The following is a 17,222-nucleotide window of genomic DNA, read 5'->3' on the forward strand; positions in this document are numbered from 1 at the left end:
TCCATTGTGAGACACCTCTTTTCATTATTGTTCCCAGTGCTTTGTTATGAATGTATCACGGCCAGAAATGGCACGATCTTGCTGATAGTGTTCCGTCTCTTTTTTATAATAATCTTGGTGATAGTCTTCTGCTGGATAGAAGCGTTCAGCATCGCGAATTTTGGTTACAATAGGTTTATCAAAGCGTCCACTATTGGCAAGCTTTTCTTTTGAGGCCTCTGCGATTTGCTTTTGCTCATCTGTGTAGGTAAAAATAGCTGTTGTATAGGATTCTCCACGATCATGGAACTGTCCATAAGCATCCGTTGGGTCAATTTGCATCCAGTAAATATCAAGGAGCTGCTCATAACTAAAAATAGCAGGATCGAATTCAATTTCGACCACTTCTAAATGGCCCGAAGCCCCTTCCTTAACATCTTCATAGGTTGGGTTTTCTAAATGGCCGCCCATATAGCCAGAAGTCACTTTATGTATACCGTCCCACTCGACGAATGGCTTCACCATGCACCAAAAACATCCGCCAGCAAATGTAGCTTTTTCGATCATTTACATCATCCTTTCTTTTGTGAAAATATTATAGCATTGTTTTGCTCGAAACTGAGCAATTAGGTGTAAAATAATGATGAGATAGAAAAACATGGAATAGCTTATTGCCAAAATGAAACTTTCTAGCTAATCAATCGTTACATTAACTATATCAAAATAGAGGAGTTAGTTGTTATGGAAGAGCAAGATTATACGAGACGCTCCCAACGTCCTAAAAAACGTAAATTACGTAAAGGGAGAGCAATTTTTACACTATTATTACTGTGTATCATTGTCATCGTCGGATATGCTGTCATGCAATATCGCAGCGGGCTTGAGCTGGCGAATGATACGAAAGTAGCGCAGGAGGATTTTTCTGGAGATACAATCAAAGGGGATATTGAGAACTATTTAATTTTAGGAGTCGATACACGTGGCGAGGAAAAATCTCGTACAGATACGATGATGGTATTATCCTGGAATAAAGCAAACAATGATATTAAGCTTGTGTCCTTTATGCGTGATATTTACGCAGATATCCCAGGCTATCAATCCTATAAACTTAATACAGCTTACTACCTAGACGGTGTACAGCTATTAAAGGAAACATTGACAAATATGTTTGGCTTACCGATTCATCATTATGCCCTAATTGATTTTAAAAACTTTGAATCATTAGTGGACATTTTAGCGCCAAATGGTGTGGAAATGGATGTAGAAAAGGATATGTCTGAAAATATTGGGGTAGAGTTAAAGCAAGGTGTTCATCATTTAAATGGACAGGAGCTATTAGGCTATGCTCGTTTCCGTCACGATGCTGAAGGAGATTTCGGTCGTGTTGCGCGTCAGCAAAAAGTCATTGAGGCTTTAAAAACAGAGCTATTAACGCCTACGAACATGTTAAATTTACCAAAATTTGTTGGAGCTGCACAGGGCTATATAACAACCGATTATTCATCTGCTGAGGAAATGCAGCAAGTGCTTAAATTGCTATCTAAAGGCAAGGTCAACATTGAAAAAGCAACGATTCCCATCGAAGGCAGCTATCAATTCCAAAACTTTAGTCATGCGGGCGATTCCATCGTCATTGATGTGGAGCAAAACAAAGCCTTTTTAAGTGAATTTTTAGGTATTTCACTGGAGTGATGTTTCGCAAAAACCAACATTATCCTGTAATATAAAGGTAGAGCATTTGGATTGGGGTGGATATATGGAAAAAGAAAGACCAAAAGAGCGTTCAAGCCTATTAGCAACCAAGTTTATTCGTTTTTTAGGTGGTAGAAACCTATTATTTATGCTGGTGATTTTATTACTAGTTGCATGTGTTATTTTTATGTTTAATCAGGTTTCCTTTATCTTTACCCCGTTACAAGTATTATTTGAAGTAGTGATTTTACCAGGGGTACTAGCCGTCATAGGCTACTATTTATTACGTCCATTGTTGGCGATCTTGGTCAGATGGCGAATCCCAAGAATTTGGGGGATTTTAATACTCTACATTGCGGTTATTGGTGTCATTACACTACTCGTTGTGTTAGTTTATCCATTTTTACGCGACCAGTTCACGAACTTAGCACAGGAATTCCCAGAGTATTTCATGAAGTTTACACAAAATATCGTTGCATTCTTGAACAATTCACGTTTTAACGATTATTTAGATAAAATTAATTTTGATTACAATGAAGTGGTTAAAAACTTCACTACAGATATGGTGAAAACTGTGAGGGAAACAGCTGCGAATGTAGCGCAAGGTGTGGCCACAGGTATTACGGGCTTCCTTTCAACCTTAACAGGTATTGTGCTATCACTTGTAACCGTGCCATTCATTTTATTTTATTTACTAAAAGAGGGCGAAAAACTACCGAAATTTATGCTGAAAGTGTGCCCACCACGTATGCGTAAAGAAGTCACTGAAATTTTCCATGACATGGACAAGCAAATTAGTTCATACATACAGGGGCAAATTTTAGTATCTATGTGTATTGGAGCAATGGTGACCATTGGCTTTTTAATCATTGGCATGAAATATGCTTTATTGCTTGGATTCCTAGCGATGATTACAAGTGTAGTTCCTTATTTGGGGCCGGTCATTGCCATTACACCAGCCGTTATTATTGCCCTTGTCACATCTCCATTGATGTTGATTAAGCTGGCGATTGTATGGACGATTGTTCAATTAATCGAAGGAAAATTCATTTCTCCTCAAATCATGGGCAAATCACTCAGTATTCACCCGATCACGATCATTTTCGTCTTATTAACGGCAGGCTCATTATTCGGTGTTCCTGGTGTTATTTTAGGGATTCCAGGCTATGCGATCTTTAAGGTGCTGGTGACCCATTTATTCAAGCTCTTTAAACAGCGTTACAACCGTTACGAAGATGATGTTCATCAAAAATATGATGTGTGATAAAAACAGCTACTGCCGTTTGACAGTAGCTGTTTTTTTGATGTGTGTTATCCTTATTAGTAGATTCATCAAAAGGATGGGGGAAAAGGGCATGGCATACATACCGATTAATTTTCAGGAAAAATTGGCTAAGTTTCAAGAGCATTGGTCTCCGAAAGTGATTGCTGAAATGAATGATTATCAATTTAAATTAGTTAAAGTACAAGGGGATTTTGTTTGGCATAAACATGATGATACGGATGAAGTGTTTATCGTCATTGAAGGGCAGCTAATCATCGAATTCAGAGATGGTGAAGTGCGTTTAAATGAAGGAGAGATGTTTGTCGTACCACGCCATGTTGAACATAAACCTTATGCGGCTTCTGAGTGTAAAATTCTACTTGTAGAGCCAATGGGGGTTGTCAATACAGGCGAAGCACCATCAGAGCTAACTGCTGAAAATGATGTGTGGATTTAACATTCCTGAATAGTCATAGTAAAACCCTTCTAACAGACAAGGTTAGAAGGGTTTATGCACTAACTTTGTGCCAGTAATTGCACTTGTGCTAAGCGATCAACAGCTTCTTGAAGAAGTTCCTTTGGTTGCACCAATGCTAAACGTAAATAGCCTTGTCCAGCCGTACCAAACACGGTGCCAGGAACGGTTACAATGCCAACTTGTTCAATCAATTGAAAGGCTAGTTCTGTACAGTCCATATCGAACGGATATTTTGCCCAAACGAACATTCCACCATCAGATGGGGCGGCTTCCCAGCCTAATGCTTGTAAGCCGTTCATCAGCGTTTTATGACGTTCTGAGAATGTGGCACGTAAGCTTTCCGTAATTTCTTCTGCGTTATCAAGTGCGACGACTGCTGCATCTTGAATAGGCTCAAAAATACCGAAGTCTAAATTTGATTTTAATTGCTTGATAACGGCGATCATTTCAGCATTTCCTGCGATATAGGCAATACGCGTTCCTGCAAGACTAAAGCTTTTGGAGAGGGAGTTAATCTCCATGCCAACTTCTTTTGCACCTGGTGCTGCAAGGAAGCTAATCGGACCATCACCTGTAAAATAAAACTCGGAGTATGCCGCATCATGAAGGACGATAACATTATATTTTTTGGCAAAGGCAATGACTTTTTCAAAATACGCTAAGGACGGCATCGCTGGTACAGGATTCCCTGGTAAGTTTAAAATCAATAGCTTTGCTCTCTCAGCAATTTCTACTGGGACAGCGTCTAAGTCAGGTAAATAACCATTGTCGGCCGTTTGAGGCATGTAATAAGGTGTTGCCCCCGCTAAGTGAATTCCTGCATCATAGGCAACATAGGCTGGGTTTGTGGATAAGACGATGTCTCCTGGGTCACAAAAGGCTATCGGTAAATGGACAAGGCCTTCTTGAGAGCCAATGGTTTGAATAATTTCCGTAGCGGGATCTAAGTCGACATGGCTACGACGCTTATAGTAGCGACTAACGGCTTCATAAAAACGCTGTGTGCCTGTCAGTGTGTAGCCGTAAGATTCAGCTAACCCTGCGCGATAAGAAAGATGCTCACGTATTTTGGCATGTGGAGGAAGATCAGGGCTTCCTAAGCTTAAGTCAATCAAGGTCATGCCCTTTGCTTGCTGCTCACGGGCAAAATTTTTCAAATCTCCGAAAATTGCTGGTGTAAATAATGACATTTTTTTAGATGGTACGATTTTCAAAACTAGTACACTCCTTATCGTTGTATAAAGTGCAACGTCAATGCGTAGATGATTCTCTTGTCTACGCTAATTGTTTGTTTGCACAAATCGGGCTTTAACAGACCATTGTTTGCTTACGGGCCTGTTTATGCGAGATAACAGAATAGTAGTACACATTTTATCATACTAAAGCACAGAAATGGGCAGATATTCTGAAAAAAGAAAATATTTATATAATGTAGAGGATGTGTGCATAGGCTAGCGAAAATAGATTGTCTGATGTTGGGATAAGCGACTATAAATACCTTCAAAGAGAAAATTGTATTATACTGAGTATAAAGTTTTTCAGGTGGGGAGAGCACCATTGAATAGCTGACTCAGCAGTGAACGATATGTTGCAAGATTTCGATATTGTCTGCGCCGTAACAGAAACAACCTCCTTTTTACAAGATTGGACATAGACTTTGCTTGCAGCTATACATACTGAATAGTATTAAAGGATAGCCATCGTATTGATGTTCGCCTATTGTTGACAGTGGCAATGCTGGATGAGTATGGGCAAAACAAGCTGAATCGTTCAGTATTACGATTTTCAATTGTCTACAGCCAAGACTAGGGGGCATTGTATGTAAAAACCTACGCAGCTGCTGACTTGGAATACCATATTTGCGGCATGCACACTATTTCGAAGCATGTATGAATGATACTACCTGATGTGCAGACCATTTAGTAAGGGAGGGAGAGGGCAGTGAAGGTATATTCGTTAAGTGGACCAAGCGGCACAGGTAAAAGTACGAGTGCCCTTGCCTTTGCTCATAAATTAGGAGTGGAGGCTATCATTGATGATGGTCTTCTCATTGTCAATGGAATAAGAGTTGCTGGCATTTCTGCCAAATTCGAAAAAAATACAATTACCGCTGTACGACGTGCCATTTTTACGGAACAAGAACATCGTGAGGCTGTCAAAAAAGCGTTAGTAAGTCAGAAGGTGCAGTCCATTTTACTAATTGGGACATCCACTAAAATGACGAATAGTATTGCCAAGCAGCTAGATCTTGGACCCATTGAACATTATTACGATGTGGAGGATGTTCGTTCCTTTAAGGAAATTCAAAAAGCTCGTTTTATTCGTCAAACGCAGGGCAAGCATGTGATGCCAATTCCTTATCGACAAGTGGAGCAAAACTTTTTTAAACGATTGGTACAAAAGGGCATGGAGATTTTTTCATCAAAGCGCGAAAAAATCGGGGAAACAACGATAGTGCGGCCTGATTTTCAACGGGAGTATATTGAAATTAGCAAGCATGTTTATGTTCAGCTACTGACGTATTGCTGTAGTCAACAAGCAATTGTACAGAAGGTGGAACAGGCCCAATTTTTGTTAGGAGATCAGGCTCAAGCGATTCTGACCATACAAGTAAAGCTACCGATAGATTATCCATTAGCAGCGCGTTTGCTAGAGCTACAGCAGGCGGTGCAGAAGGCGTTTTATTTGCAATTTGGCTATGAATTAGATGCGATTCATGTTCATGTCAAGACGGCTATACAAAAGAAAAAGGCGTGAAAAACAGGTACTCCCAACGCACTTTGCGCCAAGAGTACCTGTTTTTATTTTGGTTGACGGCTGAACTGTGGCTGACGTTTTTCCACAAAGGCACGACAGCCTTCGGCGAAATCGCTGCCTACAAAAGGTGAAGAGCCTTGCCATAATGTCGGCACACTATCGAGACATTCTTGAACGGATTGCTTCACAGCAAGCAAGGACTCCGGCGACATGCCTGCCACAAGCTTGCCCATGCGAATCATATATTTATTTAAATCCTTTTCGGCTACTAAGTAGTTAAGCATCCCAAGCTTGAAGGCTTCCTCCGCTTTAAACATGCGTCCTGTAAAGACTAAATCCTTTGTAGTCGCAGGACCAACGAGCTGTACTAAACGTTGCGCAAATTTATTGTTTATGGTGATGCCTAATTTTCCGACAGGAATGCCGAGCTTGGCTTTGTCTGAGCCAATGCGGATATCACAAGCTAATGCCAATTCTAAACCAGCGCCCATCGCAGGTCCGTTGATGACGCCGATTGTTGGAATCGGAAGGCGCTCAATTGTTGAAATGGTTTTTTCCATATGTACAAACGCCTCCTCGGCTTGTTCAAGTGAGATGGCATTGAATTCTTTAATATCAGAGCCTGCGGTAAAGCTTTGACCAGAGCCTCGTAAAATGAGTACTTTATTTTTCGGATTGTCTAATACTTGTAGGGCAATCTTTGCTAATTGATCCCACATGTTTGCGGTTAACGCATTTTTTGCCTGTGGTCGGTGAATCGTAATTATCGCTAGTCCAGCTGTTTCTTGATAAATGATTTTTGCATCTTCTGCTTCCAATCGTGTCGTCTTTACTTGCATAGTGGAAAGCCTCCTACGTATTAATGTCTATCTTTATTATATAACACAATCAACTATAAACACGAAATGATATGAATTTTCACATAAAATTGCGTTGTTATACAAGAATGTAGGGAATAGTTAGCATTTATTGTTCTATAACAGGGGAGCGGAATTTACTATTGTAAGAAAGCAAAAGATATGAGAAACTACTATAGGAACATATGTTTCTTATGCACGTAAGGGGCATTTGAAGACTGGAAGCGGCTTGTGTATCGTTATTACAGATTATCCGACACTAATGTATTATAAAATGAATTAAAACACACGCACCCAAAATATAGTAAAATAAAATGACATGACGCACAGCAAACAAGGAGGGGCAATATGGTCACACTCAAGGAAGCATGGAATAGTTACATCTTACTGCTGCAATCATTGAAAAAAAGTGCTGCCACAAAAAAGCAGTACAACATGGATGGACAGCAATTTTTAACGTTCGCCCATGAACACCAATACTTGTATGTGGATCATCAATTAAAAAATCTATTACAGCTTTATTGTGACTATCTCAAGGAAATCTACTGCAATATCAATACATTTAACCATAAAATAGCGACATTGAGAGGCTTTGTAGACTTTATTTTTTTACGAGAATGGGTGACACCTTTTGATTATCAGCCCATTTTACAGCCGAAAAAAAGGCAAAAAGAGGTGCTGCAAGTACTGACCAATACGCAGATTATGCAAATTGCCAACGTTTGGCCAACCTATTTTCAATATGCAAAAACAGAGGAGCATGCTTGGCTGGCTAGACGCAATGGCTGTATAGTCCAAATGTTGATGGAAACAGGTTGTAAGCCTGCAGAGCTTGTGCGAATGAAATGGACTCATTTTAACGAAGAAAAGGCAACCCTTTTTATTGCGAATCGAAATGGCCGTCGAGAAATAAAATGTTCTTCTGTACTAATGGACATGCTAGCTCAGTATAAACTAGAGACAACAGTATTACATGGGCAAGAGGTGGGGGAATGGGTTTGGGTAAGTGAGGCAAGTGTTGCGAAGCCAATTTCAACGAAGACCGTGGAGCGTATTTTTCAAACGATGTCACAAGATATAGGGAAAAATATAAGAGCAACCGATTTGCGATATACCGTTATGCAACGGGCTTTTCAGCAGGAAAAAACGCTGGAGCATATCCAACAAGAAATGGGCTATGTGAGGAAATGGGTGCTGACAGAAAGACAGCAACGCTTCGAATAAAAGCGTGCAGTAATCGCGATTTATCACCATTACTGCACGCCTATTATAAATGATTCAATGCTTTGACACTAACTTTGACCGTTAAATCATGCTTGCCTCCACTATAAACACCTTCAACAGGGCTAATATCACTATAATCGCGACCTATACATAAAATAATATGATTTTCTAAAACTTCTACATTATTTGTTGGATCAAGACCAATCCAGCCAATACCTGGTATCATGACTTCCACCCAGGCATGTGTAGCACTATCACCAATGAGGGCTGAATTTTCATCCACATATAAGTAACCACTGACATAACGAGCAGGAATGCCTTTAGCTCGCAAAACAGCAAGCATCACATGGGTGAAATCCTGACAAACTCCCCGTTTTAATGCAAATGCCTCACTTGCTGTTGTCGTTACAACTGTCGCTGTAGGATCATACTCAAAGCTAGCATATAAATATTGCATTAAATTGAGTGAAAAGAGCACTGGATTTTCAGCATGACCAATCACATGATAAACTTCCTCTAATTGCTGATCGGTCATAAAAGTAAAATGAGTTGCTTTTAAATACGGTAAATAATGCTCATAAAATAGCTGTGAATGAAAAATGGTCTGCATTTCGGGCGAATATTGAATACGATGAATAAATGGTGCACGCTGAATACTAACAATCGAAGATGTATGAATTTCGAGTATTTGATGCTGCTCCGGTATATAAAAAGAACCGACTGTATTACCCCAAATATCCGTATGCTCACGGGTCAGGGAGGATGGCGTAATGGCAATTCGATACGATAATAATCGCTGCCGCTCATCACTGCGAGGCTTTAAACGAATCGTATTCAAGCTTTGATCGACTTCAGACTCATATTGAAAAATATTGGTATGCTGAATTTCAAATTTCATCGTGTCCGCTTCCTTCTGCTTACTGACTTGCCTGTTGAAAGGGAGCTGTGGTGGGTTCCTTTCAAGGTTGTATGCTGGGTTCATATAAATGATAGACTGTCGAAAAGGTATCACTAAAAGCTATACATTGCGACAGTCTTTCCTCCATTATAGTCATCGTTTCTTCAATAGTCATTTGCCAAAAATCAAGATGATTGATTGCTAGGATGAGGCTACGAATGCTTGTATGCAGTGTTAAAAATCTTGAGGATAAAGAATCATGTTCAATCGCCGTAATAGCTTCCTCTATTTTCTTTAGACAAAACATCACAGAACATGGGAAATGCTCATCCTGTACTAAATAGCGAATAACCGCAAGTAAATTCGTCTGGCAATGTTTCCGCATATAAGACTCTCTTGCTGCTGTAAGCGCCAATAAAAAGCTACCATCATCCTCTAACAGGGATAGGCCAGACAGCTTCTGTTGTTCCACTATACTTAACGTCATCCGCAGCGTTTTTTCTGCTCGTTCAAGCCATTTACCAACCTGCATGAAATAAAAGGGAAGATCACGATCCATCGTGCTCTCGATTAACCCGTTCTCCATCCATAGAGTTTTTCTTACTTCCTGTAAAAATGCTTGAAGTTCAATAAGTGGAATGGGACGTTCTCTTGTCAGTATGGCCTGTTGCTTCGTTAAATAAAAGGCATTTTGTATTTCCCATAGCTCAGTTGGTATACTATCACGAATAACCCGTGCATTTTCTCGTATGGCACGTAATGTAACGTGGAGGGCATTGCCGTTTTTCTCGGAAAAGAGTAGATAGTCAATCAATGGGTTGACACGTATGGCTGGGTAATTCGCTAAATATTCCTCCTTAGAGGCACAAATAGCTAAGACAGCCTCCCAATGATCAAGATAAGCATGTTCTTGCCCCGATTGCTCCAACATATTCAACAGCTGTACCTGTAATATATGTGCATTTGATTGTGTGCGTTCACTATACCGTGCCATCCAGTACAGCGCGTCGGCTACTCGACTTAGCATGCTGCAACTCCTCCTTTAGTATCCACGTATCCTTAGCACCACCACCTTGTGAGGAATTTACGACAAGTGATCCTTCTTGTAGGGCCACTCGAGATAAACCGCCAGGCAACACGTAACAATCCTCACCCTTCATGACATAAACTCGTAAATCGACATGACAAGGATAGAATCGTCCATTTTGAAAGGCAGGGGCTCTAGACAATTTAATCGTTGGTTGTGCAATATATTGAAATGGCTGCTTTCTAATTTTTTGCTTAAACAAAGCAATTTCTTCCTCACTAGCATGCGGGCCAATCAACATATCATAGCCGCCAGAGGCACTCACATTCTTAATGACTAGCTCTTGAATATGTTCTAGCACCCATGCTCGTTGCTTATCATCTCCTAAATGATAGGTTTTCACATTCGGTAAAATAGGCTCCTCCTGCAAGTAATACCGAATCATCTGTGGTACATAGGCATACATTGCTTTATCATCAGCAACCCCGTTGCCAACAGCATTTAAGATGGCGACATGACCAGCTTGATAGGCTGCCATTAAATGTGGAACACCTAATAAAGAATCCTCACGAAAGACAACAGGATCTAAAAAATCATCATCAATACGACGATAAATAATATCAATTTGCTGTAGACCATAAATGGTTTTCATATATACTTTCAAATCCTGTACCACTAAATCACGACCCTCTACGAGCTGTATATTTAAATGCTGGGCTAAAAAGACATGATCGTAATAAGCTGAATTGTACATGCCAGCTGTTAGTAGCACGGCTTTAGGCTCTCTCTTTGCTTGCATGGAAGGTGGGCGGTGCACAAGAAGTGCTTTTTTCATATAAGCGATGTGTTTATCAAGTGGTTGGATGGTATGCTTAGAGAAAAATTCAGGATACACTTCCTTCATGACATCACGATTTTCAAAGACATAGGAAATGCCAGAAGGATTGCGTAAATTATCTTCCAATACATGATAATCACCCTTTTCATCCCGTATTAAATCAATCCCTGCTAAAAATATATGATTCGCAATCGGTACTTGGAAACCCATCATTGTTGCCGTAAAATACGGATTATTTTCAATAAGCTGTCTTGGAATAAAACCGTCTCGAATAATCCTTTGTTGCCCATAAACATCCTGCAAAAATAAATTGAGGGCTTGCACACGCTGTTTGACGCCTGCCTCAATCATGGCCCACTTCGTTTGAGGAATAATAATGGGGACACAATCAAAGGGCATGGTACGCTCAGTTCCATCTTGCGCTCCATAGACCGTAAAGGTAATTCCTTGTCTGAGAAAGCTTGCTTGTGCTTGTCGATACTTTTCTTCAAGTTGCTCCTGAGAAAAAAAGGATAGCTTATGATGAAAAGATTGATAATGAGGCTTCGGCTGATTGCCATCAAACATTTCATCGAAAAACAGACTAGAATCATATAAATTCATCATATGGATCGCCTCCGAATTCAAGTAGTAGTGAAAACATGTTACACTGTGAATAAATACATATAAGGAGCTAACAATCATGACCATCATTAATTTAATGCAAGCTTATGAATTAGATAAACTATCTAAATTAAATTTTTCAGAAGAAGAGATCTTACACGCTTTACGTACGGGGGATGTATCAGCTTGGCAAGAACAAGTACCAAACTATGAATTTAATGAGACAATGGCTCTTTATAAAGAAGGGGAACAACAATTCTTAGAAGCGTACCATGGCCATTATCGAATCAAGTATGTAACATTGCCAGGCATCCAACGTTTATTGCAGCTTCGCTTCCAATTGGAAGAAGGGAAGGATTACCAACTGTTAGAAACAGGTATCCAGCATTTAACGTGTAATGAGGAGACAGTCGCAAGACTTCAGCAAATGTTATCGACAAACTGGTCACTAACAAAACAGGCAGACGGTGCTTATTCAGTTTTTGTAAAATAATACCATGCATGTTGTGAGACGAATCGACATGGAGTGACCCATCTTCTATTTTTTCAAAGCGTCTCACAGGGCAAGCGAATTGCGACTCCTCGTAATGGCTGCTGACGCTTTGTTTTCAAGTAAATAAACAATGCTCAAGCTACCTACTTGATATTGATCACACCGATATTGCCATAAGACATAGCCCTTTTTGACGGTTTAGTAGAAGGTGGGCAAGACAAGCATTTAAGCTGAAGCAAGATGAAGTATACTAGATTTTAATATTCATTTAACGTGAACTTTATGACTATTTTCCTGCAACTGTCACAAAAGATTTAAAAGGAAATCCTCTTTTTTAAAAAAGGGGATTTTTTTATTGCTTAAAAAGAACATTTGTTCTGTATTGTGAAAAAGGGCATTTTTTTCAATAAAGTTCCCAAATTTATATTTGGGAACGTTTTTTCGTGGTAAAATAGAGCAAATAGAGGTGATTAGCATGCAAAATATCAAGCAACCGAAATTCATGAAGGATTTTCTAGTTTATTTAACGACCATCAAAGGAAAATCACAGCGCACAAGAAAAGAATATGAATATGACCTAACCTTATTTTTCCGTTTCCATAAAGCAATCCAGGAGGATCTGGATATAGAAAATTTAGTAGCCATTGATATTGCCACTATTACAATAGAAGAAATTCGTGATATTACATTAGAGGATCTTTATTACTTTATGGAGTACTGTGAAGTACAGCGAGGAAATTCTGCTGCTTCGAGGGCACGAAAAGTGGCGACATTAAAATCTTTTTTCAAGTACTTAAAAGGAAAACGTCGACTTATCGAGGAAAATCCAGCAGAAGAATTAGAAACACCAAAAATTGGCCGAAAAAGACCAATTTATATGAATCTTCAAGAGGCTACTCAATTTATCGATGGAATACCAACAAATCAGGCATCACCAAGAAATTACTGTATGATGATGTTTTTCTTAAATTTAGGAATACGTGTGACGGAGCTTTGCCAGCTCAATAAAACATCTATTCAAGGACGTTATTTAACGGTTGTCGGGAAGGGCAATAAGGAGCGTACTGTCTACTTAAACGATAGCTGTTTGCAGGCACTCGCAGATTATGAAAATAGTGGGAAAACGCCTTATAAGGGGGACGGGGATGAGCCTCTTTTCGTCTCACAAAAAGGAACACGCTTTACGCGCCAAACCGTGGCCAAAATCGTGAAACGTATTAATCAACAATCAGGTCTTCAAAAGGAACGACTTACACCACATAAGTTGCGTCATACATCTGCGACTATGATGTATAAAGCTGGTGCAGATATTCGGAGCTTACAGCATATCTTAGGACATTCAAGTGTAGCGACGACTCAAATTTATACGCATATAGAGGACGAGCAGCTACAACATGTTTTAGACAATAATCCCTTTAATATTGTGCGCGAGAGATGATTTTTACCCCTCTCTGTCGAATATAGTAGTATGCCAAATGAAGGAGGTTAACTTATGATGTTAGTAGCAAAAGAACAATTCGACGCAACAAGGGCGCAATTACTTCAAACGATTCAAAACTTAGACAATACAAGCTTTAATGACAAACCAGATGCACAAAGCTGGAGTGTAGCACAAATCTGTCATCATCTTGTGTTAGTAGAGGAAGCAGCCAAAAAAGCCATTACATGGGGATTACAAGCCCAGGAACAATCATCACCTGCAAGAAAAAATGTTCAGCTTGTTGTTTTGGATAGAACAAAAAAATTTCAAGCACCAACTATTGTGGAGCCAATAGATCAGCCTTTTACCGTTCAGGAGATGCTAGATTTACTAGCCACAACAAGAATGAATTTTCTCGCTTTTTTACAAACAATTGAAGAACCTGAAATTTTAACAAAATATGCTGTGAAGCACCCAGCCTTAGGTACATTGCCACTCGATCAATGGATTGAAATGGTTTATTTACACGAGCAGCGTCATATCGAGCAAATACAAGAAATAATGAAATAAACATATGGCAAGTAAGTATAGAGGGATTTGAGCGCACAAATGTGAGCCAAATTCCTTTTATTGTTATATGTTTTTTCTATCATAACCTCTTGACGTGCTACATAATCTGTTATATATTAAATAAAAATAATAACAACTGTTATAAAACAGTTTTCAAATCAAGGAGGAATTTTTAATGACAAAGTATCGAGACGGCTATGAATTTTATTGTGAAATGTGTGAGCGTTATGGATTAGAGCCAATTTCTTTCCGTTATTATGTATTACAGTTATCACAGCAACAACTGTCTGCTTATAACATGCAAGCAAAACAATTAGGCATTTAAAGGACGTGGTTATGACGGAAGCCGACGTGAATATTTTATGAAAAGCCCAGCCATACTAAATACAATGGTTCGGGCTTTTGTGATTTATAAAAGAAATTTCAGATAATTTATTGACAAGCATTACACTCTGTTATATATTTTTAGAAAATAATAATACTGTTATATAACAAAAACAAAAAAACACATTTAGTAGCAATCATGAAAGGAAGTTAGAAGAGTGACAGATTATCGAGAGGGTTATGAATTTTACCGCCAAGTATGTGAGGAGCACGGACTAGAGCCTATTAATTTTCACTATTATTTATCGCAAGAGCAGTTACATGCATATAACCAATATGCAAAATCATCAGAAGAGTCAATCGAATATGAGGTTTCTTAACTTGTAAAATACCTTATTACCTCTGTGGGTTCGTAAGGTATTTTTGCTTTCACAAAAAATTTACATAGCTACATTCTCTTTATCTAGCATAATTGAAATTTGTATTTAATAGATAAATAGCCTAAAGAAAGCACTTTCAATAGTACAAAAGTATCGAAAAACTTTACAATTAGGTAAATTTAGGGTGTTTATAACCGCTATTTTTTGGCTATTTTCTCATAAATCATCAAATAGGGCTTTAGATGTTTTTGATATTTGGGTTGAATTAACTGCTTTTCTAAGACTATAATATAATTACATAAAAAAGGGCGATATACCACAACTTTATACCTCGCTGTAAGATAAAGCAAAAGTACCAAACCCTTCATATTTTAATGAACGGAGAATGAAAATGATGAATATCACGCCTAATAGCATTAATCAAATGAACTATAGTCTAAAAGAATTACAAGATATCTTTTCCGCCATGAATAGTTCCATCATTGTAGCGATTACCGATCGTACCGGGAAAATTACGTTTGTTAATGATCATTTTTGCAAAATTTCGAAGTATACGCGTGAAGAATTATTAGGTCAAGATCACCGTTTACTTAACTCGGGCTTCCATCCTAAATCTTTCTTTAGAGAGATGTGGAGAACAATAGGTAATGGTGATATGTGGAATGGCGAGGTGTGCAATCGTGCGAAAGATGGCAGTTTATATTGGGTAAAGACAACGATTTTCCCATTCCTTGATGAAAAGGGAAAGCCTTATCAATATATCGCCATTCGCGTCGATATTACAGCGCAAAAGGACATAAAAAAAATTACCCATATTGCTTATCACGATGAATTAACAGGACTGCCAAATCGTCGTAAACTAGAACAGCGTTTAGAAAATGAATTCCATCAATCTCGACGTACAGGAGATAAATTTGCGTTATTTTTCATTGATGTGAATCGATTCAAACACATTAACGACGGGCTTGGTCATATTATCGGCGATATGTTTTTAGTGGAAATGTCGAATCGTCTACGAAATGTTGATTATACATCTAATTCATTCTATCGCCACAATAGTGATGAATTTGTCATGATTTTAAATGACGTCAGTCGCATTGACGAAATGGCCAAAGAAATCATTAATGTCTTCAATGAAAGTTTCATCGTCGATACCTATGAATTTTATGCAAGCATCAGTATCGGCATTAGTATATTCCCAGATCATGCAAACTCTGTAGAAGAATTATTGAAAAATGCGGATATTGCCATGTATGCAGCAAAATCTACGCGTGGAAATCAGTACCGTTTATACCGTGACAATATGGATGAAGCCAACGATAAATGGCTTCTATTAGAAACAAAATTACACCAAGCATTAAAACAGGACCGCTTAGAATTACATTACCAGCCTAAAATTGATTTAAAAACAGATACGGTCATTGGCATGGAAGCCTTGCTACGCTGGTATGATCCTGAATTAGGTCATATTCCACCAGATCGTTTTATTCCATTTGCAGAAGAATGTGGGCTTATTAATGATATCGGTGTTTGGGTATTACATAAAGCCTGTGCTCAAGCTCGTTTTTGGAATGAAGCACATAATTTAACATTGCGCGTAGCCGTCAATATTTCTCCGATTCATATTAGTACAGGTAGCTTTGTGGACATGGTGTGTGAAGTCATTGCAGAAACAGGTATTGACCCACACTTATTAGAAATTGAAATTACGGAAATGAGTATGCTTGATTATACGGAAGATTTAATTGATACGATCAAGCAATTACGGGCATTGGGTATTACGATTTCATTAGACGATTTCGGGACAGGCTATTCATCATTAAACTACTTAAAAAAATTCCCAGTGGATGTCCTTAAAATTGACCGTGCCTTTGTCCGTGACATTGTGCCTGAAAAATCAGGGATTGCGATGATTTCAGCTATGATTTCCTTAGCACATGCTTTAAATCTTCAAGTAGTTGCTGAAGGTGTCGAGGAAGAAGCTGAATTGAACGTACTTCGTGAGCATGGCTGTGAGTATGTGCAGGGTTATTATTTCAGTAAGCCATTGTCTGTAGATGATTTTACAGATTTAATCGTTAATTCTGTGACAAAATAGACCAGTTATGAATTGCTATTCCTGAATGATTTTGCTAAAGTGGGATAAAGCCAAACAGTTTATACAATATTTAATTTGATGATGTGGCCAAGTAAGTAAGAATTGTGAGACAGAAAATATAGCAATTGCTGAGAGCTATATCACCGCTTCTTTACTGAACACCTACCACGGAGATGTTATGCAAACATAACCGATTCGTTTTCGTTACCAAACGTGAGAGGGTTTTAAGTTTTACTTAAAGCTAAATCAAGGTGGTACCACGTCTATCCAGCACAAAGACGTCCTTATTCAGAGGACAGCTTTGTGCTTTTTTCATTCAG

The 17,222-nt window shown here is 38.7% G+C and carries 18 protein-coding genes and 1 other annotated feature; of the genes, 12 read left to right on the forward strand and 6 right to left on the reverse strand.

Annotated features, from left to right (window positions below; translation table 11 throughout):
• Positions 1-24: 24 nt before the first annotated feature.
• Positions 25-546, reverse strand: coding sequence for a peptide-methionine (S)-S-oxide reductase MsrA (msrA, locus tag V6670_RS11245; RefSeq protein WP_141904391.1), 522 nt, complete (start codon positions 544-546; stop codon positions 25-27).
• 174 nt (positions 547-720) lie between these two features.
• Here msrA and V6670_RS11250 point away from each other — a divergent pair, with 174 nt between their 5' ends.
• The 3 genes from V6670_RS11250 to V6670_RS11260 all read left to right on the forward strand — a co-directional run bounded on the left by V6670_RS11250 (position 721) and on the right by V6670_RS11260 (position 3,392).
• A complete protein-coding gene (locus tag V6670_RS11250; RefSeq protein WP_141904390.1) occupies positions 721-1,671 on the forward strand; it encodes an LCP family protein in 951 nt (316 codons plus the stop codon).
• A 64-nt stretch (positions 1,672-1,735) separates the two neighbouring features.
• The gene (locus tag V6670_RS11255) at positions 1,736-2,935 is read left to right on the forward strand and encodes an AI-2E family transporter (RefSeq protein WP_141904389.1); all 1,200 of its coding nucleotides are present in this window, start codon (positions 1,736-1,738) and stop codon (positions 2,933-2,935) included.
• A 91-nt stretch (positions 2,936-3,026) separates the two neighbouring features.
• The gene (locus V6670_RS11260) at positions 3,027-3,392 is read left to right on the forward strand and encodes a cupin domain-containing protein (RefSeq protein WP_338654396.1); all 366 of its coding nucleotides are present in this window, start codon (positions 3,027-3,029) and stop codon (positions 3,390-3,392) included.
• 59 nt (positions 3,393-3,451) lie between these two features.
• On the opposite strand, the gene V6670_RS11265 is transcribed toward V6670_RS11260, so the two are convergent.
• Entirely contained in the window at positions 3,452-4,627 is a 1,176-nt protein-coding gene (locus V6670_RS11265) for an aminotransferase class I/II-fold pyridoxal phosphate-dependent enzyme (protein WP_338654399.1), read from the reverse strand.
• Between the two features lie 371 nt (positions 4,628-4,998).
• Here V6670_RS11265 and V6670_RS11270 point away from each other — a divergent pair, with 371 nt between their 5' ends.
• Together V6670_RS11270 and V6670_RS11275 are read left to right on the forward strand one after the other, a co-directional pair.
• Positions 4,999-5,067, forward strand: coding sequence for a hypothetical protein (locus tag V6670_RS11270; protein WP_338654594.1), 69 nt, complete (start codon positions 4,999-5,001; stop codon positions 5,065-5,067).
• Between the two features lie 287 nt (positions 5,068-5,354).
• Positions 5,355-6,170 (forward strand): hypothetical protein, encoded by an 816-nt coding sequence (locus V6670_RS11275; RefSeq protein ID WP_141904387.1) that lies wholly within the window; start codon positions 5,355-5,357, stop codon positions 6,168-6,170.
• Positions 6,171-6,214: 44 nt separating this feature from the next.
• On the opposite strand, the gene V6670_RS11280 is transcribed toward V6670_RS11275, so the two are convergent.
• Positions 6,215-7,009 carry an enoyl-CoA hydratase/isomerase family protein gene (locus V6670_RS11280; RefSeq protein ID WP_036126440.1) on the reverse strand — a complete coding sequence of 265 codons (795 nt, stop codon included), beginning with the start codon at positions 7,007-7,009 and terminating at the stop codon, positions 6,215-6,217.
• A 366-nt stretch (positions 7,010-7,375) separates the two neighbouring features.
• Here V6670_RS11280 and V6670_RS11285 point away from each other — a divergent pair, with 366 nt between their 5' ends.
• Entirely contained in the window at positions 7,376-8,251 is an 876-nt protein-coding gene (locus tag V6670_RS11285; RefSeq protein WP_338654401.1) for a site-specific integrase, read from the forward strand.
• A 43-nt stretch (positions 8,252-8,294) separates the two neighbouring features.
• Here V6670_RS11285 and V6670_RS11290 read toward each other — a convergent pair whose 3' ends face one another.
• The 3 genes from V6670_RS11290 to V6670_RS11300 all read right to left on the reverse strand — a co-directional run bounded on the left by V6670_RS11290 (position 8,295) and on the right by V6670_RS11300 (position 11,620).
• Positions 8,295-9,149, reverse strand: a complete 855-nt coding sequence (locus tag V6670_RS11290) for a transglutaminase family protein (protein WP_338654402.1) — start codon at positions 9,147-9,149, stop codon at positions 8,295-8,297.
• Positions 9,150-9,210: 61 nt separating this feature from the next.
• Positions 9,211-10,176, reverse strand: coding sequence for an alpha-E domain-containing protein (locus V6670_RS11295; protein WP_338654405.1), 966 nt, complete (start codon positions 10,174-10,176; stop codon positions 9,211-9,213).
• Positions 10,130-11,620: a circularly permuted type 2 ATP-grasp protein gene (locus V6670_RS11300; protein ID WP_338654407.1), complete on the reverse strand. Its 1,491-nt coding sequence runs from the start codon at positions 11,618-11,620 to the stop codon at positions 10,130-10,132. Before V6670_RS11300 ends, V6670_RS11295 begins: the two co-directional genes overlap by 47 nt.
• Positions 11,621-11,696: 76 nt before the next feature.
• Here V6670_RS11300 and V6670_RS11305 point away from each other — a divergent pair, with 76 nt between their 5' ends.
• From V6670_RS11305 to V6670_RS11330, 6 genes are all read left to right on the forward strand, one after another.
• A complete protein-coding gene (locus V6670_RS11305) occupies positions 11,697-12,110 on the forward strand; it encodes a hypothetical protein (protein WP_338654409.1) in 414 nt (137 codons plus the stop codon).
• Between the two features lie 475 nt (positions 12,111-12,585).
• Positions 12,586-13,548, forward strand: coding sequence for a tyrosine recombinase XerC (locus V6670_RS11310; RefSeq protein ID WP_186436160.1), 963 nt, complete (start codon positions 12,586-12,588; stop codon positions 13,546-13,548).
• Positions 13,549-13,605: 57 nt separating this feature from the next.
• Entirely contained in the window at positions 13,606-14,100 is a 495-nt protein-coding gene (locus V6670_RS11315) for a DinB family protein (RefSeq protein WP_036126434.1), read from the forward strand.
• Between the two features lie 175 nt (positions 14,101-14,275).
• Positions 14,276-14,425, forward strand: a complete 150-nt coding sequence (locus V6670_RS11320; protein WP_036126419.1) for a hypothetical protein — start codon at positions 14,276-14,278, stop codon at positions 14,423-14,425.
• Between the two features lie 217 nt (positions 14,426-14,642).
• Entirely contained in the window at positions 14,643-14,804 is a 162-nt protein-coding gene (locus tag V6670_RS11325) for a transcriptional regulator (protein WP_338654413.1), read from the forward strand.
• A gap of 391 nt (positions 14,805-15,195) precedes the next feature.
• Positions 15,196-16,902: an EAL domain-containing protein gene (locus V6670_RS11330; RefSeq protein ID WP_338654415.1), complete on the forward strand. Its 1,707-nt coding sequence runs from the start codon at positions 15,196-15,198 to the stop codon at positions 16,900-16,902.
• Between the two features lie 69 nt (positions 16,903-16,971).
• Positions 16,972-17,191 (forward strand) — a binding site (T-box leader).
• Positions 17,192-17,222 lie beyond the last annotated feature (31 nt).

It is taken from the genome of Lysinibacillus sp. Y5S-8 (assembly GCF_036894365.1).
GTDB lineage: Bacteria > Bacillota > Bacilli > Bacillales_A > Planococcaceae > Lysinibacillus > Lysinibacillus fusiformis_D.